The organism is Bacillus sp. RB3 (assembly GCF_030164735.1).
In the GTDB taxonomy this organism is placed as follows: domain Bacteria; phylum Bacillota; class Bacilli; order Bacillales; family Bacillaceae_G; genus Bacillus_A; species Bacillus_A cereus.
On sequence record NZ_JASNGE010000002.1, the window covers coordinates 445665 to 468063 of the forward strand.

Genomic DNA, 22399 nt, shown 5'->3' on the forward strand with positions numbered 1-22399 from the left:
ATTCAAATTTTCTTCTTCAAATAGATTATCTTTATTTAACTATATGAAGAATATTAGTAATTATAATTTGAAGCTAGTATTTATTCAACTATTTCTTTCTAGACATTTTGACCTTGGTTTCTATTTAACAAAATAAATTTGTAACATTTCCTGTTTTCTCCCAAGATTCATCCGCTAATTATGACACCCCATACTATATACCTTTATAAACTCATTCGCAAACTATTCTATCTCCAAATTTGGTACATATTTCACATGACAAAATAATACGATTTGATTATATTACTCCACTTACATTTCCCTTCTTCAACTAACTCTTTAAATCTTAAAGTCATTACATCCCTTCCATACATGAAAGAATTCTCCTGTTCATTAATATTATATTTGAATAATTATTCATTTGATCGACCAGCGATGTTACGTTTTCTCGACAAAAAACTCGCTCTAAAAAGAGCGAGTTTTTTCATTATATATTATTGACCTTTGTACATTGCATCTACTTGTTTTTGAAGTTCCTCATTTTCTAAGAACTCATCATAAGTAGCCTCTTTATCAATTACACCGTTTGGTGTTACTTCGATAATGCGGTTTGCAATTGTTTGCACGAACTGATGGTCATGAGATGTGAATAAGATTGTACCTTTGAATGCAATTAAACCGTTGTTTAATGCTGTGATTGACTCAAGGTCTAAGTGGTTCGTTGGATCGTCAAGTGTGATTACGTTCGCACCACTTAACATCATTTTAGATAACATACAACGAACTTTTTCGCCTCCAGATAATACAGAAACGTTCTTCTTAACTTCTTCACCTGAGAATAACATACGGCCTAAGAAACCACGTAAGAAGCTTTCAGACTCATCTTGTGGAGAGAATTGACGTAACCATTCAACTAAGTTGTAATCACTGTTCTCAAAGTACTTAGAGTTATCTCTTGGGAAGTAAGATTGAGAGGTTGTAACACCCCATTTGAATGAACCGCTATCCGGCTCCATTTCACCCATAAGAATTTTAAATAATGTTGTCATCGCAATATCGTTACGGCCGATAAATGCAACTTTATCACCTTTATTTAAAGTGAAGTACACATTATCTAACACTTTTTCACCATCAATTGTTTTAGAAAGACCTTCAACAGTTAATAAGTCATTTCCTACTTCACGCTCAGGTGTGAAGCCAACGAATGGGTAACGACGTGATGACGGTCTAATATCATCTAATGTAATTTTGTCTAATAATTTTTTACGAGAAGTTGCTTGTTTCGCTTTAGAAGCGTTTGAACTAAAGCGTGCAATGAAGTTTTGTAACTCTTTTACTTTCTCTTCTTTTTTCTTATTAGCATCTTGTGTTAATTTTAAAGCTAATTGGCTTGACTCATACCAGAAGTCATAGTTACCAACATAAAGTTGAATTTTACCGAAATCAAGGTCAGCCATGTGCGTACATACTTTATTTAAGAAGTGACGGTCATGGGATACTACGATAACTGTGTTTTCAAAGTTCATTAAGAAATTTTCTAACCATTGAATCGCTTTTAAGTCCAAGTGGTTGGTAGGCTCATCTAATAATAGAATATCAGGTTGACCGAATAAAGCTTGAGCAAGTAATACTTTTACTTTCTCTGCCCCAGTTAATTCTGACAATTTCTTATCATGAAGATCTTCACCAATACCTAAACCTTTAAGAAGAATTGCAGCTTCTGACTCAGCTTCCCAACCGTTAAGCTCAGCGAACTCACCTTCAAGTTCAGCAGCGCGCATTCCATCTTCATCACTAAAGTCTTCTTTCATGTAAATAGCATTTTTCTCTTGCATTACTTTGTAAAGTTGCGTGTGACCCATAATTACTGTTTCTAATACTGGGAACTCTTCATATTCGAAGTGGTTCTGTTTTAATACTGCTAGACGCTCACCTGGCGTAATATGTATGTCACCTGTTGATGGTTCAATTTCTCCAGATAAAATCTTTAGGAATGTAGATTTACCAGCACCGTTTGCTCCGATTAAACCGTAGCAGTTACCTGGCGTGAATTTTATGTTAACATCTTCAAATAATTTGCGATCCGCGAAACGCAAACTAACGTTACTTACTGTAATCATTTGTGTCCTCCTACTAATACCGCTTATTTCAGCGTTTTCTCACCGATTGTCTTAAAAAATCGCATATTACGACTCAATTATTGTAGACTATAGCTATTATATAGTAGAAGCTGGATGAATAGCAACGGTTGATTACCTTTCTACAATGAAATCGGATAGTTTTTGTCCCTTCCCCTAGCTATTGTATGTATATCATCGACCTCTTTCTCATATAACCTTTCACTGCTCATTCTGTAATATATCGGATTCATTTTCATCTGAAATATTATATACCGAAAAAACTGTAGAGAAATCATTCCCTACAGTCTCTTCTTATTTCGTATTTATTATTTTCTCTTTGTAACTCTTCATTTTACTCGTTAACCCTATTAACGCCGGTAATAATATCGGCATCACAATTAAAGCTAATAGAAGAAGTGCAACGCCAACTACTGATGCAACTTGTATAAGTGTTAATACACCTGATGGAATTAATGCTGCAAATGTCCCGCCTAAAATTAGCGCCGCTGATAATACAACTCCTCCTATATGACGAGATGCAGTTACAATTTTCGTTACCGAATCCCCTTCTATCTCGTTATAGCGCATCATTACGAAAATACTATAATCCACTCCTAAAGCGACAATCATAATGAAGCTAAAGAATGGAACATTCCAGCTTAATGAATCTACATGTAATACATGTGCACTAATTTGTTCGCTTATACCGAGTGATGCGAAGTACGCTAATAGTAATGAGCCAATAATAAATATTGTGTTTAGTAATGAGCGTGTAATTACGATTAATACAATCGCAATTCCAATTAACATAATTGTAGCTGTACGTAAGAAATCTTGCCCTGTTACTTCTTTTAAATCAACGTTTCTAGCTGTTGTTCCGCCAATTGCTGTTTTCGCATCATGTAATTCCGTTCCCTTTACAGTGCCATCGATTGTTTTATTGATTTCTTGAATAATTGGCATCGCTTCTTTTGAATACGGATTTACATCTAAAATGATAGTCATTTTAGCAATTTTTCTATCCTGCGACATGTACGTGTTCAATGCTTTTTGGAAATCTTCTCCCTCTAGCACTTCTTTTGGAATATAAAACTTCTCAGAGCTCTTCGATTCATTGAGCTCCCCTAAATATTTTTGTGCGTCATGCAGGCCATTACTTACTTTTCCAAGCCCTTCTGTACTTTTAGATAAACCGGATTGTAATTGCCCCATCTTTTCTTGCAGGTCTTTAAGGCCCGTTAAAAGTTGTCCTTGCCCATCGTTTATTTTCGTTAATCCAGATTGTAACTCAACTGATTTATTTGCAATTTGTTTTGAACCTGAAGAACCTTCATTTAATCCATTTTTAAGATCGGCTGCTCCCTTTTGTAACTTATTAACTCCATTGCTCATTTCTTTTAAGCCGTTATCCACTTTCAGTAACGATTGATTCGCTTCTTTAAATGAACTCATCGCCGTTTTGTGCTGTGTTGCTAATTGATTTAATTCATTTGAAAGTACGCTTAATTTCTTTTGAGCCTCTTTAGCAATTCCTATCGTTTGTTGTATGTTTGGATCATTCGCTAATTCTGGTTTCGTTTGAACGAAATTGGTCATTAACATTTCAATTTGTTCATATCCCTTTTTCGCACCATCAATCGCTTGAAAAATACTTCCGAAGTATTGATCGTAAGAGTTTAAACCTTTTTCTAACTGTGCATAACCAGCATGCAGCTGCGACGTTGCATTAGATAGAACATTTATATTTTCGTTTACTGAAGCTAAACCACTCTCAATTTGCTGTGCTCCTTGTGCACCGTCGTTTATGCCATTTGATAATTGATGTAAAGCTGTTCCTAATGCTGATACCCCGTTTTTCGCCTCGTTCGTTCCATCAATTAATTTTTGAACATTCGCAAGACTATTTGAATCATTACTTCCCATTTTATTTTTCGCATCTGTTAATCCATCATTAATTTCCTTTATGCCACCATCGGCATCTCCTAATCCTGTATTCAATTCTCCCGCTTGCTTATTTAAATATAATTCTTTTATCTTCTCACCAGTTGGACGTGTTGGTGCATATACTTCTGACACACCTTTAACTTTCGAAATTTTATCAGTTAATTCGTCTAAAATTTGTAGAGAAGTTCCTTCATCCAGCTTTTTATCAGATTGAATGACTAATGTACTCGGTGAAGAGAAACCAGGCGGAAAATGATCCTCTATTACGTTAATACCCATCTTGGATTCATACTTATTATCCACTTCAAATAAATCATTGTAATTAAGTGTATTAGAGTATTTTAATACGAAAGGAATCGATATTACGAATACGATGATTAAAGCGACAAATGGCCTTGCTACTGAGTTTTTCGCAAAGAATCCCCATAAGCGACTATCCTCATGACCTTTAAATGTTTTAACTGGATAAAACATTCCTTTTCCTAAAAGCACCATGAAAAATGGATTTAAAGTCGTTAATACGAGTAATAATACTAAAACACCAATTGCTACCGCTGAAGTCGATTGATATAATTTAAAACTTGCTAAAGCAAGTGATGCAAAACCAATTAGCACCGCTATTCCGCTATATAATACAGTTTTACCTGCTGATTTGAATGTTTCTTTCGTAGCTAAAAATGCATTTTCTTGTTTACTTAATTCTTCTTTAAACCTCGTATATAATAAAATGTTATAATCTGTTCCTACCCCAAACAGGACGACGACTACGAACACTTGTGTAAAGTTTGAGAATGGAAAATTAAATTGATCTACAAGCTGGGCAATAATCCCCATTGAAACTAAATACGATATACCAACTGTAAGAAGAGAAACAATTGGAACAACTGGTGAACGGAATACGAGGATTAATACTACAAGAATGAAAATGATTGAAATAACTTCTGTCTTTTTCACTCCCTCTTGAGAGGATTTAAGAAAATCACCCGCTATTAAGTCACTTCCTGTTAAATACGTTTTTACCCCTTTCGTTTGCACTTTTTCATGAAGATTATTTGAAACTTTTGATATTTCACCATGTTTTTTATCTATCGATATTTGCGTTAAAATAGTCGTATTATCTTTAGAAACTAATTGTTTCTCCAAGTCTTTATTGTCTAAATGTGAAACAACTTCCTTAATTCCTAATTGCTCTTTTTCATTTTGCAGGGCGTTGATTGTTTTTGTTATTTCCTTTTTTTGTTCATCTGTTAAAGCTGCCTTATTGCCACTATTAAAAACGGCTATAATTTCATACTTTTCAACCCCTTCTTTATTCATCTCTTTCATCATCTTGTCAGCAATACTGCTTTGCTTTGTATTAGGGATTGTAATTTTCCCTTTTTCTTTCACTAATTGATCCATATTAGGCATCGTTACGACCATTGTAATAGTAATAACTATCCATAATAGAAAAGATAAACTTCTCCAACTTTTTAACTTGCTCATTTGAATCATCTCCCGTTTTGAAAGTTTCACGTTAGTAACGGAATGAACGTTCATTCCTATTGTTCTATTACATTATTTTGTAAATTCTATTAAACTAGTCTTTCCGGAATGAATGTTCATTCCCTTAGTTACACAAACATCCTTTCCTACTCTCATTTTTTAAATCTATTTAGGAATGAATATTCATTCCTTTCCTTATAAAGCTATAGAATCAAATGATTCTAATAGCGTTCCAAGAGCTTTCTTCTAATTCTTTTACTAACTCTTTCGAGTATTCTAATTGCCCTGTTGCAATTACTTTCGTTAATTTTTCTAGCGGTTGATATACAATAATAATTAAAGCAACTGGAGGCAATGGACGAAGAAAACCTTTTGCGATTCCATCTTCAATAATATTCATAAAGAAGCCTATAAAATCATCAAATATTTTCTTACTCTGTTCATCAAGAAAATAACTATCACAGTGAGAATTTGTAAATAAAAAAGCATCTACATTGTTTCTCGCAAATTCAAATAAACGGTTGTACGTATGACTAAACTGTTCACGAATATTTGCTTCAACAGGAAAATCCGTTTTTATTATTTCAGAAAGCTCTAACATACTTTTTGAAAATAATGAGTTAACAAGTGCCTCTTTATTTTCAAAATAGCGATAAATAGTACCCGCACCGACTTTTGCCTTTTCAGCGATCATTGGAATTGTCGTACCATCGTAACCACGCTCTGCAAAAAGTTGCATCGCAGCATCAAAAATATCCTCTTGTTTGTTTTTAGCCATTTTTTCCACCTCTATTTCCAGGAATGAAAATTCATTCCGTTTTTAATTATAAATTACATGGATTAAAAGTCAAGTGCGTGACAAAGTATAGTTACGTTTTAGTGAAAAAATTATATCAACGATTATTAGAATATATCAGCGCAAGTCTAATTATATCAGCGATTTTCAGGATATATCGACTTACCGACAACCAAAGAGAAAGCTGTCCCAAAAATTGTTTTTGGGCAGCCCAATTTTCTATTGAAAACTTAAAAGAAATCATAAATAAATGCTTCTCGTACCGGAACTATTTTCTCAAACGCTTGTATTTCCTTTTCACTTCCGCTAATTAATTCTAATTCATTCAGTTGTAACGGACGTTTATAGCCGAACATTATTGTAGATAACTCGTTTATATCCAGTTTGATGCCTTTATCTATTGTTTTTTCTTTTATTATTGTTATTTCATGATTTGCAAGTCTCACTGTTATGTTATTCCACGGAGCAAATGCGTCTGTAATGTTTAGGATCACTTCTTGCTGTACATTGCTCCAATTCAACTCATATTGTTTTAAGAACTGCTCTACATCTACAATTCTTCCCATAAAATATGGTTTTATTTCTGTCTTCACGCGCGGCTCTTGCAATGAATATAATAACGGTTCGCTTTCACTTACTGTCATTTCAATTTCTTTAATCATAGAATCATGCTGACAAATAAAGTTCCACAGACCATTTCGTGCTTCATTATGCAGTGGTACAAATTCTTCTACTGTCATTTTATAGTTTTCTATTTTGTATAACATGTAACCTGCTGCCTTTTTATTTTCATCATAGTAAATCGCTAATGTTAAATCATCATAAACCGCTTGTAACCACCAGTTCTTCTCTCGAACTAACATACATGAAAAACGTTCTGCAAATGCTTCATAGAGCTTCTCGACTTCTTCTGGATGATTTTCTTTATTAAAACGTTTCACAGTACCATTTACTTGTTTTTTCATCACTAAATCGCTCTTACTTATATGACATTTGAGTAGATTCGCACAAAGTTCCCAGCCGTATTTACGATAAAATGAAACAGCAAATGGATGTAACATAGAGACTGTATAGCCATCTTTTTTCATTGTTTGAAGTGAATGTTGAAGTAGCTCTTTTACATACCCACTTCTTCTGTACTCTGGATACGTCGCTACTCCTGCAACGCCACCCATTTTAAATTTTTCTTTACCTATGTAAATATGAAACGGAATGAGGTGTAGTTTTGCCGCTAAGTCTTCCCCTTCCATAATGCCGTATATTTCATGACTTTCCTTCATCTTTGTAAGTTGCTGCTGTAATCGTTCCTCATCTACTTTATATTGAAAAGCGTATTCTGATAAACGTAATGCTTCTCTGAACTTATCTTCTTTTAATTGTATGACATTCATATAATTCTCCTCCATTCCCTGTTTGAATTGTATCATAATTCTTACTATTATAGTTCGGTAAGTGAAACTACAAGGACGTTTTAACAAAAAAAGCAGATACATCACGTATCTGCTTTCCATCCTTTTTATTTAGCTAATTTTTGAAGTTCGTCAAAGAATGTAGGATATGATACACCTACTGCTTCTGCATCTTCAATAATTGTTTTTCCTTCTGCCAGGCAACCAGCAATTGCAAGCATCATTCCGATACGGTGATCACCATAACTATTTACTGCATTGCCTTTTAGAGCTGATTTTCCGTAAATGATCATACCGTCATCAGTTGCTTCTATGCGAGCTCCTAGTTTCGTTAATTCAGCAACGACTGTATCAATACGGTTTGTTTCTTTTACTTTCAATTCATGTGCATCTTTAATTACTGTAATTCCTTCTGCTTGCGTTGCCGCTAATGCGATTACAGGAATCTCATCGATTAATCTAGGGATAATATCTCCGCCAATTTCAATTCCTTTTAATGAAGATGTTTCGATTGTAATATTTGCAGCTGGTTCCGATGCCCCTTCGTTAATTAGATCTACAGTGAACGTAGCACCCATTTTTTCTAAAACATCAATAATACCTGTACGGGTTGGATTCATCCCTACATTTTGTAATACTAGTTTACTATTTGGGATGATTGCACCTGCTACTAAGAAAAATGCTGCTGATGATACGTCACCTGGCACTTGAATGTCTGTTGCTGTTAATTTTTGTCCACCTGACAGCTTCACTGTTTTCCCTTCGCGAGTTACTTTAACACCAAATGCTTCAAGCATTCTTTCCGTATGGTCGCGTGAAATATGTGGTTCTGTAACAACTGTTACACCTTCTGCACGAAGACCTGCAAGTAAAATAGCCGACTTTACTTGTGCACTTGCAACAGGAGAAATATATTCAATTGCTTTTAAATCTCCGCCACGTATTGTTAACGGTGTAAATGTTCCTTCTTCTCGGCCGTCTATGTTTGCGCCCATTTGTTTTAATGGGTTTGTTACACGCTTCATCGGTCTTTTTGCGATAGATTCATCACCTTGTACGCAAGAGAAAAATGGTGTGTTAGCTAATATACCTGACATTAATCGGATTGTTGTACCAGAATTACCAACATCTAATACAGCTTTCGGTTCTTGTAAACCTTCTAATCCTTTACCAACTACAGTAACCTCATCACCGTTTTGCGTAATTTCTACTCCCATTTCTTTAAAACATGAAATCGTACTTAAACAGTCTGCACCGGGCAAGAAACCTTTAATTGTTGTTTTCCCTTCTGCAATAGAACCGAACATAACAGCACGGTGTGAAATGGATTTATCACCTGGGATTGTAATATTACCATTCAATCCGTTATTAACGGGTTGTATTGTTCTTTCTTTCACGTTTTTCACCTTCTCATTTAAATTGTTTCATAAGTTTGGTATTCTTCTTCTCCAAGCGCTAGCTTTGCTTTCATACGATCTTCTTCCCTTTGGAAGCTAATACGTAATACCCCAAGCAGTCCTTCACGCGCTTCTAATATTTGCAAGTTCGTAATACTAATTTCCTCGCGCGCTAAAATACTCGTAATATGAGCCAATGCCCCCACCTTATCTAATACATCGACGTATAAGTCGTGATAGGCAGGAATTGCCCCTCTCTTTCTTACTGGTAAAGAATCACGGTATTCTTTCGCATCTGCAAAATAGTTTTGAATCTCGCCTGCATCTCCGGTAGAAACTGTTTTATATAAATCTTCCATTTCAGAGATCCACTCTTTTAATAATACCATTAAATGCTCTCGATTTTGCTTTACAATATCACTCCACATTTTTGGACTACTAGATGCGATACGTGTAATGTCTTTGAAACCTCCAGCAGCTAGTTGATGAATGAGCGGATTATCTCCTGCATGTTTCTCAACTTGCTTTACTAAACCTGCTGCGATAAGGTGCGGAAAATGACTAACGATCCCTGTTACATAATCATGTTCTTCCGTATTTAAAACAAGAAAATGTGACCCTGTTCCTTTTAACCATACTTTAAGGTCTTCCACTTGTTTATTTGGCACGTGATTCATCGGTGTTAAAATGTAAAATGCATTTTCAAACAAATGTGCCTTTGCACTTTCAACTCCCGTTTTATGAGAACCCGCCATCGGATGTCCACCAATGAAAGAAACATCCTTTGAAAATAAAGCTTCCGCTTCGTTCATAATAGACCCTTTTGTACTACCAACATCAGTCACTATAACATCTTCTCGTAAACGGAATGACGCAAGTTTGTGTAATAGCTTCTTCGTTTCTTCAACTGGAGAAGCAAAAACAATTAAATGTGCCTCTTCACATGCACGCTGTAAATCAACTCCTATTTCATCTACTACGTGTAATTCTTTTGCACGCTCTACTTGCTCTTTAAATATATCGTACCCTGTTATCGTTACATCGTGCTCTTTCTTAATTGCTAATGCGAGAGAGCCTCCTATTAAACCTGTTCCAATTAATACTACCTTTTTACGCATTTGCCTCATCTCGAGACTTATTTTTTTTATTTTCAAAGTGTTGTTTTAACACTGAAATCACCCCTTCATTTTGCTCCCTTGTTCCAACTGTAATACGGACACCATTCGGGAACGGACGAATAATAAATCCTGCATGTGCACAAGCTTCATAAATCTCTCCAGCATTATCTACCGGTAAGAAGATGAAATTAGTTTGTGACGAATAAAATGGTATACCGTTTTCCTTACAGAAACTCTCGTATTGCTGTAATCCTTCTGTATTCATGTGAACTATTTCTTTAATAAACTCGTCATCACCAAAAGCAATCGTCGCTGCTTTTTGCGCTAATGAAGATACGTTAAATGGTAAACGTACGACATTTAATTTCTCAATTAGCTCTTCCTGTCCGATCGCATATCCAACGCGGAAAGAAGCTAATCCGTATGCTTTAGAAAACGTTCTAAGTACAAGAATGTTTTTATGTTTTTCTAAAAGCGGTAATGTCTCAGGGAAATCTTTTGCTGTTACGTATTCATAGTACGCTTCATCAATGACAATTAACGTATTTTCACTAATGCCTTCAATAAATTGAGTTAATTTTTGCTCATTCACATATGTGCCCGTCGGGTTGTTTGGATTACAAATCCATACGATTTTCGTATTATTATTTACCGCTGACGAAATTTCGTCTAAATCGTATACACCTTTATTTAAAGGAATTTCTTTCACTTCACACCCTTCAATAATCGCATGATGGCGGTACTGCGGGAATGTTGCACCTGCTGTTACAATGTTATCTCCCGCTCGTAATACGGCGCGGCTTATTATTTGAATGATTTCATCTAAACCACTACCACAAAGTACTTGTTCCATTTGCACATGCAACTTATCTGCGATTGTTTGACGGAGCGTTGTAGCACCTCCGTCAGGATATAAAGCATGTTCCAACCAAGAGTTTTGCAACTCTTCTAAAACTCTCGGTGAACAACCAAATGGATTTTCATTCGATGCTAATTTCACAAACGAATGATCTCCGTACACTTCTTTCATTTGTTCTGGTGATTTACCTGGTTTATATGGTTGTAATGATGATAGTTGATCTTTTACTTGCACGTTAAACCCACCTTTTTATTAAAATTCTTTTGCGTAGTTATTGTGTTGCATAATGTTTTGTTTTAATAATTCCATACGATCTTTTCCGAATTGTTCGACTAGTGCATCTGCAAGTTCCCATGCCACAACAGATTCAGCTACTACACCCGCTGCTGGTACTGCGCAACTATCAGATCTTTCAATACTCGCTTGGAATGCTTCTTTCGTATCAATATCAACGCTTGCTAACGGTTTGTATAAAGTAGGAATTGGCTTCATCACGCCTCTTACGATAATTGGCATACCTGTTGTCATACCGCCTTCTAAACCGCCGGCATTATTCGTTTTTCTCGTGTATCCTTTTTTTTCATCCCACAGAATTTCATCATGCACTTTGCTTCCTGGTTGTCGTGCCGCTTCAAAACCTACGCCGATTTCAGCACCTTTAAATGCATTTATACTCATAATTGCACCAGCAAGTTTTGCATCTAATTTACGATCGTAATGAACGTAACTACCAACGCCAATCGGCATACCTTCTGCAATGACTTCCACAATACCACCGATTGAATCTCCACTACTTTTTGCGTTGTCAATCGCATTCATCATTTCTTGCTCTACTTCTTTATCTAAACATCGAACTGGTGAGTTTTCAGTAATTGTTTGAATTTCTTCAATTGATAAGTTTGAAATATGTTTTGCTTTTACTCCACCAATTTCAAGAACATGTCCTGCAATTCCCACGCCTAATTCGCTTAAAATTTGTTTTGCAACTGCACCAGCAGCTACACGAACTGTCGTTTCTCTTGCAGATGACCGCTCTAATACGTTTCTTATATCACGATGACCATATTTAATTGCTCCATTTAAATCTGCATGTCCGGGACGTGGTTTTGTAATTGTACGTTTCATGTCTTTACTTTCTTTTTCCGAAATTGGCTCTGCACCCATTACTTTCGTCCAATGTTTGAAATCATCATTTTTTACAATTAACGTAATCGGTGATCCAAGTGTCATCCCGTGACGAACACCACTTACAATTTCAACTGTATCTGTTTCAATTTGCATACGTCTTCCGCGTCCATGACCTTTTTGTCTTCTTAATAATTCTTTATTAATATGTTCCGCCGTAAGTGTCAAACCTGCTGGTACACCTTCTAAAATAACTGTTAACTGCGGTCCATGTGATTCTCCAGCTGTAATGTATCTCATTTCTCTTGCCCCTTTACTATTTTTTTGTACAAAAAAGTCCCTACTGAGCGCTCAGTAGGGACGATGTTTATCGCGGTACCACCCTAGTTGTAGACTTCTTTCGTCTACCTCTCTTCTTCTTTAACGATCGTTCGACCGTCTTACCCTCCAAAAGTTGTCGGGAAAGATGCTCCAAGGCTGTAATTCATGCTTACCTTTGTACTGATTCACACCGACCATCAGCTCTCTTTAACAGTGAGATAAGCACTACTGTTTCCTCTTCAATGCATATATGATATGGAATTAAGATAATTTATTTTTGAAACCTTTTAACTCATCCATGAATCTATGGAATTCTGGAATGTCCATTTGTTGTGCAGAATCTGATAATGCAACTGCTGGATCTGGATGAACTTCAGCCATTACTGCATCTGCGCCAATTGCAAGTGCCGCTTTCGCTGTTGGTAATAATAAATCTCTGCGTCCAGTTGAATGTGTTACATCAACGATAACTGGTAAATGTGTTTCTTTCTTTAAAATTGGTACTGCAGAAATGTCTAATGTGTTACGTGTTGCTCTTTCGTATGTGCGGATACCGCGCTCACAAAGAATAATTTGATCGTTACCTTGCGCAATGATGTATTCCGCTGCGTTAATGAACTCATCAATTGTTGCTGCTAATCCACGTTTTAATAATACTGGTTTGTTAACTTTACCTACAGCTCGTAATAAATCGAAGTTTTGCATGTTACGTGCGCCAACTTGAATTACATCAACGTAGTCTAATGCCATTTCAACATCGTTCGGATTTAAAATTTCACTAATAATTGCTAAGTCAAACTCGTCTGCTACTTGACGTAAAATTTGAAGTCCTTCTACTCCTAAACCTTGGAAATCATATGGAGAAGTTCTCGGTTTGAATGCACCACCGCGCATTAATTTTAAGCCTTGGTCTTTCATCGCTTGCCCTACTTGACGAACTTGTTCTAAACTTTCTACTGCACAAGGTCCCATGATGAACGTTTGTGTTCCGTTTCCAATCAATTCACCTTTTACATCAACAATTGTATTTTCTTGTTTCTTTTTACGTGATACTAGTAACGCTTTACGGTTATCATCTTCTTGTAACTCTAAGCTTGCTTTGAAAATCGTTTTGAAAATATGTTGAACTGTTGATGTTTCGAATGGTCCTTCGTTATGCTCTGCAATCATATCAAGTACTTCACGCTCACGTACTGGATCAAAGCGTTTCGTGCCTTGTACTTGCTTTTGCTCTCCAATTTTTTGAACAATTTCACCACGTTTGTTTAAAAGGTGTAATAGTTGTAAGTTAATTTCATCTACCTGTTTACGTAATTGATCTAATTCATGATTTGCCATTTGGAAATCCTCCTCTAATGTTTTAAAAGTATAGTAAGAGAATAAAAAATTCTCTATTTTCTGAACTGACTAATTATACAAATTTATAGTGGAATCGATACCTCTTCTTATTTTAAACTAATAATTCGTACAAAGACATGAACTACTAGTTAAAAACCCACTTTTTTGTACAAAAAAGCCCTACTGATTCAATCAGTAGGGACGATATTTATCGCGGTACCACCCTAGTTGTAGACTTCTTTCGTCTACCTCTCTTCATTGTTAACGATCATCTGACCGTCTTTCCCTTCATAAAGACAATACTATCTTTACTACGAAAAAGATGCTCCAGGACTGTAATTCGCTCTTGTTTATGTACTGGTTTGCACCAACCACCAGCTCTCTGTTACAGGGAAACAACAACTACTGCTTTTCCTTTCAATGCATGACTATTTAATTTTCAAGTTGAACCACTAAAATACAAAAAGTCCCTACTGAATAAATCAGTAGGGACGATATTTATCGCGGTACCACCCTAGTTGTAGACTAACTTTCCGTCTACCTCTCTTCACTGTTAACGATCAATTGACCGCTTTTTCCTCATAAAGACAAACTATCTTTATTACGAAAAAGATGCTCCAAGACTGTAATTCATGATTATCCCTGTACTGGTTCACACCAACCACCAGCTCTCTGTTACAGTAAGACTAACCACTACTGTGATCTCTTCATTGCACTTTGTTTATTCAAATGTTTTTGAAATTGAATAAGTATGATTCGTATTATAGAACGCTTTTCAAAACACTGTCAACAACTTTTTATATATTTTTTTAAATTCCACTTTCGTCCTATAATTCTTTTTGTAAATCACCCATTACAATTCCTATGCGAATTATTTCATTTTCTAGTAAATGTAAAACATATTCCTCTACTTCATACTGAACTAATAATTCTTTTATTTGTATGATTTCTTTTTCAAATAAAACGGCTTCGTGACATGTTTGTAGTAAAATAAAAAACACATTTGCAAACATTTCTTTATGCGCTTTCATACTTTCTTTTTTATGAAGCATTTCAATCAATAACCGCTTCATTTCCTCACCTGTACATTTACCATGTACACTTGAAAATGCACGAGACATAATACATAATCCTTTTTCTAATATTTCATCCATGTATAAAATAATACGTAAAAGCATCACATATTCTCTCGCAGTTATCTCACCCATTTTTGGTCGTTCTCGCAAAAATACACTGAGCCAAGCTGTCCAAAACTTTTGTTGTTCTTTTACACTTAATGTTTTGACGTAATAGCATAAAAACTGCATAAACTTAATTTTATTTTCTTCATTTTCTAGTATGAGTAACGGGTATAACCAATTTGTTTTTTGCTCCCAATATAGTACACATTTAATAAATACAAAGCTAAGCCACTTCAAGAAAGCTTCTCTCGTATGCGGATGTAATACTTCCAAATGTTCTATCGCATACTTAATAAATCGCTTCATTTCTGTAAATAAAGGTAAATTTATTTGCGTGTAACATAAGCCGGCCCATGCATATTCCGTAATCTCATTTTGTTTTTTTAAATCTAAGTATGGTAACAAATATTTTCGGCACCATTGTTTTTCAATATGATATAGAAATGTAATATCTGCTATTAAACGAGCAAACATAAAGTTTGTTCGTTCCGAATTAACTCTTACTTGTTCTTCAAATAAAAATAAATATTCATATACATTACGATCGTATAAATGATCATATGATAACAACTTTAATAATACAGCCGTCATTTTTCCAACTGGATGCTGAATTGATTCATTATAAAAATCTTGTTTCCCAAGCTTAAAGTCTGTATCACTCTTCATAACTTGAGGGAACACTGAAAAAGCAAATCGTTTTACAACACGTATACTGTTCTCTTCTAACTCTTCTAGTCGATTACTAATTTCATATAGAAAACTACTAATTAACCAATGAAAAGCAGTATTTCTAACAAATTTCTGCAATAGCGGAATAATTTTTTGGATTTGCTCATTCGTCAATCCTCGATTATTTCGCCATTCTCTAATACAAACAAACCATACTTCATTACTTATTTCTTGCACTCCTACTAATTGGTATGCAAATGAAATACTCCATTCTGTGTTTAATTTACATGCTTTTGATAACATCTCTAAAAAATGGCGTTGTTCAAAAACACCATCTTGCGAAAATTGCTGAACTTGCTTCATAATTTCAACATCTTTCAGCTGCAATAATCCGTCAGCAGTTACATTACAAGTAATGCTTTCTGCTGTATCTTCTTTCTTTTGTACACTGTATCGTTCAGAATGAAAATGAGGATGCTTTTGCTTCATTAACTCATACCCATTTGCCGTAGATGGGCTATTCGAATCACACTTGAATAATAAGTCTAATACGAGACATGCATCAAATACCCTCTCTTCTGTAAGATGCTTTATTACAGTTCGAGTGACTTCTTCTTTTGTTTTTTCTAAACAATGTGCATAATGCCTTTTTAAAAGTTGAAAAACTTCGTGTTTATAAGTGAAATCTAAAATAAGTCCTTCATGTAACAACCATTTCATTTTGTCATCTACACGAACAAAAATATTTTTATTCATCGCATCAATTGCAATTCGCTTTTGAAGTACACTATTTGCTTCTATCATTTCTGTAATATAATAATCCGCTTTTTTCTCATTGTTTTCGCATAAATAAGTTAGACACTCTTTTACAATTCGTATTAAAAATGCAAGATCATTTTGATGAAACTCTTTCTCTACATTTTCCTTATTTCTTTTTTTCAGTGCCGTTTGTCTTAACGACAACATTCTCAATTTTTCTAATCCAATCATCATAATTGGAACAGCATAATAAGCGATATATGGCCTCATCTTTTCGTTCCAAATTTGCTCCACATGAGAAAATGTAGATACTGGTAAGCGACTCGATTCCTCGAGTTCTATTGATTCTTGCGTATCATTTCCCCATTTTCTTACACGTTTCAACTTCAGTTTTCCGTCTAAAATAAAAGTTAGTAACAATAAGGCAATTTCTTTATGCTCAGGAAAAGAACATTTTTGCAGTAACTTAGAAATCTTTTCTATAGAGCTACTATCTTTTTCAGCTGTTTCTAATAAAAAGAGTGTCCACCTTGCAAACAACAGCGGGTCCATCTTACTCTTCGTTTCGTTTAAGTAGTTACAAATTGTTCTCCATAATAACGGTGATATTTTAGAATAGTTTTTATAAATTAATTGAAATAATTCTTTCTGATGACTAAAAAGAAATTGTTCCACTAACCATTCTGCAAGTAATTCATCTACTTCATTATAGTTTGGCGTAAGCATAAACAAATTTTGTAATTTACCTTCTGCTTCTAACCATTCGACCCATTCATAATCATGAGCAAATTCCACAAAGTAACGCACTGTTTCAATTTTTTTAATCGATTGCTTTATGTATGATAATTGTTCCTGTTCTACTGACGGGGGAACCGTTACAATATCCCGAATACGCATTCTTTTCGTAATATAATTATCACCCATTAATTCAGCCCAGCGTTTTACCGCTTTTACGAGGGATTGATGATTATTCACCTTATTCGGATACACAATTGGTCTTATCCCTAAATGTTCCCAATGGTACGTATTTTCTCCTTGTGCGACAAAAGCAAATCGTCTTGTACTTGGTGGTAAACCAGTTGCTAAATATTTCATTACTGGGTCATTATGACTATATCCAATGAATAAAACGGTGTAATTTGAGAATAGATCAACTAAAAATCTTCTCGCCCACCCTTCTGTTAAGTAAGCCCTTCCAAAATCACCATCTGTTAAAATTAAAGCCTCTTTCTCCTGTTCTACATTACCATGTATATAAGCAAGACCTTTAAAAGCTCTCCCAGTCGGTAAAGCTGGAGCGTAATAAACATTGATATCTCTATTTATTTCTTTAATTGCTGTTGTAAAATGTTGATCAAAATTTGTTGTTACAATGCGGATATCTGTATCTAAAGGAAATAGCCTTGGAATTGCATAATGCAATGGATTCGGTTTTGATTTCTCTATATGAACAAGATCTCTTGCGACTTGATGTACATCTTTTGTTTTCGCAATTTTACCAAGATAATAATCATGTGGTTCTGTTATTTCACGTTTTTCGACATATAACGTTTTTGCAATTTCATCAACTAAATCATCAAAATTCGGTAAGTTTGATTTCCCTTTCATAGAAACTCCCGCTCCAACAAATAATACTAACTTTCCTTGCTCAAGGTGATCAATTAACTCATCTGGAATTTCTACTTCTGAAGTAATCCACATCCTGGATTCCCCCTTACCTAAAAATGTCATACACTCTCATTTTACTATAACATTTTTTCATTGTTTTTATAATATTTAGACTAAATTCCGAACATGAAAAAGTTTTATGTAAATAAATCCGTTACAATGTATGAACTCCAGAATTTATTGAAAAACTATGTATAAATCGGAGGTGTAAATTTTGAATGATTTCACAGTAGTGCTTATCAAGTTTATATCGTGCATTATCGCATTTAGCATTGGGCTTGCTTTATTTTTCCCTGCAACGTTTGTTCAAATTATTTCATTCAGTCTCTTTGTTACAATCGTATCCTACATGTTCGTTGATAAAATCATTTTAAATCGAATTGGCAATACTGGTGCCATTATGTCGGATTTCTTATTAACATATTTAAGCGTATGGATTTTCGGTAATATTTTATTAGACAACTATATGCAAATTGCATGGGGCAGTATCCTTTCTGCCATCGTCTTCACTTTATCTGAAGTAATCGTTCATCGCTTCTCTAACTCTCATACAAGGCACAACAATGATAACATTCGTATTAATCGCCGCTTTGCATATGGTACAGAGTTTGCTGAAGAACAAAATATATTGGATAAAGATAAAAAAAAGTAACGTTTTAATGCAGGAGCGCCCTTTTTAATTATGTGGTGCTCCTTTTTTGTATTTTTTCATTATGGTACGTGAAATTATATAAGTGATTATTTCAAAATACCGACCTACTAACAATATTTGACGCTATTTTTTCTAATAAAAAACTGCCTCTTATTTAGAGGCAGCCACTTTTAAGTCTTTTACTGCAACAACATCCGCAAACGCTCCCAATACTGCGTTATGATGTTTCACAATATCTTCAGCACGTAACACTTCTGTATTAAATGTACTATGTGCATCACTCACTAACGTTACTTTATATCCTTCACTACATGCTCTGCGCGTTGTCGTATCTACACAATACTCTGTTTGCATTCCCGAAAGAATAACGTGTTCAATTCCTTTCTCTTGTAACACTTCGCTTAAGTTTGTATTATGGAATGAATCTGGAGTCGTCTTTTCAACTATATTATCTCCTTCTTGCGGAGCGATGGCCGCATGGATTCGCCATCCATCCGTACCTTTTTCTAACGGATGATCTTTAGGACCGTTATGTTGGATATAAATAACTGGAATATCATTTGAACGACATTCCCTAATAAGCTCTTGCAGTGTTTGTAAAAAACTTTCCCCCATTATGTACTGGCATTCCAGCTGTATACATACCCGCTTGCACATCAATTACGATTAATGCTTTTTTCATTTCACACATCCCCCTTTGTTTGTATAAGCCATTATTATTGTTTATATTCCATCATCCAACAATCTTCTAACTTCCCCTCATGCAACTCATGTTCCTTTAAAATCTTTACTTTTTTAAATCCACTTTTTTCATAACACTTTATTGCCCGTTCATTATTTACTTTCGGATCCATTGCAATTGCTTCTGCTCCCATTTCACCCATAATATATGTAATTGCTGCCTGAACGAGTTTTGTTCCAATTCCCTTTCCCCAATAGGCTGGTTCACCGATAAATTGGTCCATACCCCATACATTTTGTGATTCTTTATAGCCATATAACGCTTTCCACTCTGAATCCACTGGGTACATTTGTATGTAACCAATCGGAATGGTATCAAATTCTATTAAACATCTTTTTTCATTACTGTTTGGACTATGTATAAAATGATCAAGCACCTTTTCTACAGATTGCGGATTATCTCGTCCTTCGTAATACCGCAGGACTGCTGGGTCCGTTAACCATTTAGAAATGATAGATGCATCATCTTCCATTACGTATCTAATCAATAAACCTTCTTTTTGAAAAAGCATATTATACCTCTATTATTCCTTTATATTTTTTCTTGCTGTTACATCTTTCATTGCACCTACTAATGCATATGGTAGTAATGTAATCGCAAAAAATGCTGTAAATACGTTAAATTGCGGGATTGTATAGAGTGTGAACCATTCAGTGAAAAATTGAGAATTTAATATTCTATTAAAAAACTCTCCGCCTGGCCTAAAGTTTGGCGCCCACGCAGTGATTTCACACAAAATAAAGTGAAACTTTAATCAGTGGGGGTTTTGTTCATCCACCACTGATTATTAGTTGAACCAATCAGGCTTTTACGGACAGTTGATCCCCCACCTAACTTCTTCGCTTTCGCTGAATTTTGAGGTGGGCGTCTTACTGCCCGTTAATGCGGGATAAACAGTAACTGAACAATAAAAAATGCCCCTAGATAACGAAACCAAGTCCGTTTCCATATAGGTTGTGCATTTTTTAATATATCCCCCATCTTACCCCCTCCTTAAATATCCATCATATTGATTATACACTTTCCTCACTTTATTTGTTAAAATTTTCTATATAATTAATACTGTTGGGGGGAATACATTATGTCTAATCCTATATTCACATCCACTTTAATCATTCTTAGAGGAAACTCCGCAAGTGGTAAAACAACGATTGCAAAACAACTACAAGAACATTTCGGACAAGGGACACTTTTAGTATCACAGGATATTGTACGTAGAGATATGCTTAGAGTACACGACACAATGGGTAATTTATCACATGATTTACTATTTGAAATTACGAAGTACGGAAAAGGAAAATGTGAATTTGTTATTTTAGAAGGTATATTGAACAGTCATAGGTATGGTGAGATGTTAAAAGAATTAATTCGTTATTTTGATGAAAATGCATTTGCATATTACTTTGATTTATCATTAGAGGAAACTATTAGACGACATAACACAAGGGACAAACGACACGAATTTGGTGAAGATTCCCTACAAAAATGGTATAATCCGCACGATACTATTAAGGTTGCCAGAGAAACTATTTTTACAGATAACTTTACGCAAAAAGATATATTTGATGCAATTCTTAATGATGTTGCGATCAAAAAACAAGCCTAACATAATATGTTAGGCTTGTTATGTATTTTGTATTTCAGTTTTTATAATTAAACAATCTATACATAAATAATAGTATATATTCATTTCCCCAAACTGGAAATTAACTACTGAAATAAGTCCACGTTCCTCAATATCTTGAGTAATTGTAGCAACATATTTCATCTCTTTCGCACAAGTTGGACACGCCAAATCCTTTGGAAGATCATCATATAACGGTACCCCTAATAATCTACATACATATTCAGAACCGAACAAGTCAAAAGCTTCCCAGTAACTATCTTCATCTATAGGTATATCTTCATTTTTCATATTTATAAGCTTTACCGTTGTTTTTGGTAATGAAACTGGTAACTTATATTCCTCTTCCATTATCCATTCTTCTATATTTTGCTGCTGTATGATTTGAACTGTTTTACCTCCATCACTTAACTGAAAATATTGCGGTTCCCACACCATCCCGCAGTTCAAGCATGAAACGAATGGTAAAATATTTAGTTCATTACTTTTAAGTTCAGCAAGTCTCCCATCTTTTAAATCAAAACAGAGAATTAATTTTTATGTTTTATTACAGATTTAGTAATAAGCCATTTAAAAATCCTATTATCCTTCTACTAAAAAAATAAAAGCCAGCCTCAATAAAGAGAACTGACTTCTATTTGGATAATTATTGTTACTATAAAATTTTCACTTTAACAGTTTGTCTTCCCCAATTCATAGCTTTACTTTTTGAACCCATTAAAACATCAATACGATTACCTTTAATTGCACTTCCAGTATCACCAGCGATAGCTTCTCCATAACCTTCTACCCATACTTTAGATCCTAATGGGATTACTTTCGGGTCAACTGCGATAATTCTCATATTCGGATTTGCCGTTAAATCATGCCCCATCGCAGTTAAAACGCGTCCACCATATGTACCATTTTCACTTGGATCAGCAGTATACGCTGTCGCTACTACCGTTAATTCACGTTTAGCAGACTGTATGTTGTTTTTAGATGCTTCTTTCGCTCTCTCTTCTTCTTTAGCTTTTGCTATTTCTCTTGCTTTTTCTTCTTCTTTAGCTTTTGCTATTTCTCTTGCCTTCTCTTCTTCTTTAGCTTTTGCTATTTCTCTTGCCTTCTCTTCTTCTTTAGCTTTTGCTATTTCTCTTGCCTTCTCTTCTTCTTTAGCTTTTGCTATTTCTCTTGCCTTCTCTTCTTCTTTAGCTTTTGCTATTTCTCTTGCCTT

Annotated in this window: 14 protein-coding genes, 4 pseudogenes and 3 other annotated features; of the genes and pseudogenes, 2 read left to right on the top strand and 16 right to left on the bottom strand. The window is 34.9% G+C overall.

Annotation, left to right across the window (positions count from 1 at the left end):
• Positions 1–473 precede the first annotated feature (473 nt).
• The 10 genes from QO049_RS05265 to QO049_RS05310 all read right to left on the bottom strand — a co-directional run bounded on the left by QO049_RS05265 (position 474) and on the right by QO049_RS05310 (position 18201).
• Positions 474–2099, bottom strand: a complete 1626-nt coding sequence (locus tag QO049_RS05265; protein ID WP_000633864.1) for an ABC-F family ATP-binding cassette domain-containing protein — start codon at positions 2097–2099, stop codon at positions 474–476.
• A 312-nt stretch (positions 2100–2411) separates the two neighbouring features.
• A complete protein-coding gene (locus QO049_RS05270) occupies positions 2412–5528 on the bottom strand; it encodes an MMPL family transporter (protein ID WP_142329791.1) in 3117 nt (1038 codons plus the stop codon).
• A gap of 211 nt (positions 5529–5739) precedes the next feature.
• Positions 5740–6306: a TetR/AcrR family transcriptional regulator gene (locus tag QO049_RS05275; protein ID WP_001107299.1), complete on the bottom strand. Its 567-nt coding sequence runs from the start codon at positions 6304–6306 to the stop codon at positions 5740–5742.
• Positions 6307–6554: 248 nt separating this feature from the next.
• On the bottom strand, positions 6555–7715 hold the full coding sequence (locus QO049_RS05280; protein WP_246960280.1) for a GNAT family N-acetyltransferase: 1161 nt from the start codon (positions 7713–7715) through the stop codon (positions 6555–6557).
• Between the two features lie 125 nt (positions 7716–7840).
• Positions 7841–9130, bottom strand: a complete 1290-nt coding sequence (aroA, locus tag QO049_RS05285; RefSeq protein ID WP_098208246.1) for a 3-phosphoshikimate 1-carboxyvinyltransferase — start codon at positions 9128–9130, stop codon at positions 7841–7843.
• A gap of 17 nt (positions 9131–9147) precedes the next feature.
• Positions 9148–10248, bottom strand: a complete 1101-nt coding sequence (gene tyrA / locus QO049_RS05290) for a prephenate dehydrogenase (RefSeq protein WP_001228131.1) — start codon at positions 10246–10248, stop codon at positions 9148–9150.
• On the bottom strand, positions 10241–11341 hold the full coding sequence (hisC, locus tag QO049_RS05295) for a histidinol-phosphate transaminase (protein WP_001197272.1): 1101 nt from the start codon (positions 11339–11341) through the stop codon (positions 10241–10243). Before hisC ends, tyrA begins: the two co-directional genes overlap by 8 nt.
• A gap of 18 nt (positions 11342–11359) precedes the next feature.
• Positions 11360–12532, bottom strand: coding sequence for a chorismate synthase (aroC, locus tag QO049_RS05300; protein WP_001269429.1), 1173 nt, complete (start codon positions 12530–12532; stop codon positions 11360–11362).
• Positions 12533–12585: 53 nt separating this feature from the next.
• Positions 12586–12805 (bottom strand) — a binding site (T-box leader).
• Positions 12806–12814: 9 nt separating this feature from the next.
• A complete protein-coding gene (locus QO049_RS05305; RefSeq protein WP_001273575.1) occupies positions 12815–13891 on the bottom strand; it encodes a bifunctional 3-deoxy-7-phosphoheptulonate synthase/chorismate mutase in 1077 nt (358 codons plus the stop codon).
• Positions 13892–14085: 194 nt separating this feature from the next.
• Positions 14086–14321, bottom strand: a binding site (T-box leader).
• Between the two features lie 54 nt (positions 14322–14375).
• Positions 14376–14611: a binding site (T-box leader), on the bottom strand.
• A 107-nt stretch (positions 14612–14718) separates the two neighbouring features.
• Positions 14719–18201 (bottom strand): DUF4020 domain-containing protein, encoded by a 3483-nt coding sequence (locus tag QO049_RS05310; protein WP_246960283.1) that lies wholly within the window; start codon positions 18199–18201, stop codon positions 14719–14721.
• Between the two features lie 181 nt (positions 18202–18382).
• Here QO049_RS05310 and QO049_RS05315 point away from each other — a divergent pair, with 181 nt between their 5' ends.
• Complete coding sequence (locus QO049_RS05315; RefSeq protein ID WP_000997702.1) at positions 18383–18820, top strand: YndM family protein; 438 nt, start codon at positions 18383–18385, stop codon at positions 18818–18820.
• 150 nt (positions 18821–18970) lie between these two features.
• Here the strand turns inward: QO049_RS05315 and QO049_RS05320 are convergent.
• From QO049_RS05320 to QO049_RS05335, 4 genes and pseudogenes are all read right to left on the bottom strand, one after another.
• Positions 18971–19502, bottom strand: a pseudogene (locus tag QO049_RS05320) (cysteine hydrolase family protein).
• 34 nt (positions 19503–19536) lie between these two features.
• Positions 19537–20073, bottom strand: a complete 537-nt coding sequence (locus QO049_RS05325) for a GNAT family N-acetyltransferase (RefSeq protein WP_000898772.1) — start codon at positions 20071–20073, stop codon at positions 19537–19539.
• A 12-nt stretch (positions 20074–20085) separates the two neighbouring features.
• Positions 20086–20304, bottom strand: a pseudogene (locus QO049_RS05330) (YfzA family protein); the annotation flags it as partial.
• 155 nt (positions 20305–20459) lie between these two features.
• Positions 20460–20543: pseudogene (locus tag QO049_RS05335) on the bottom strand (YfzA family protein); the annotation flags it as partial.
• 100 nt (positions 20544–20643) lie between these two features.
• Between QO049_RS05335 and QO049_RS05340 the strand changes: the two are divergent.
• Entirely contained in the window at positions 20644–21168 is a 525-nt protein-coding gene (locus tag QO049_RS05340) for a kinase (protein ID WP_000070079.1), read from the top strand.
• Between the two features lie 18 nt (positions 21169–21186).
• Here the strand turns inward: QO049_RS05340 and QO049_RS05345 are convergent.
• Positions 21187–21717, bottom strand: a pseudogene (locus tag QO049_RS05345) (hypothetical protein); the annotation flags it as partial.
• Positions 21718–21841: 124 nt separating this feature from the next.
• A partial coding sequence (locus QO049_RS05350) for a 3D domain-containing protein (protein WP_284489197.1) occupies positions 21842–22399 on the bottom strand: 558 nt, incomplete at its 5' end.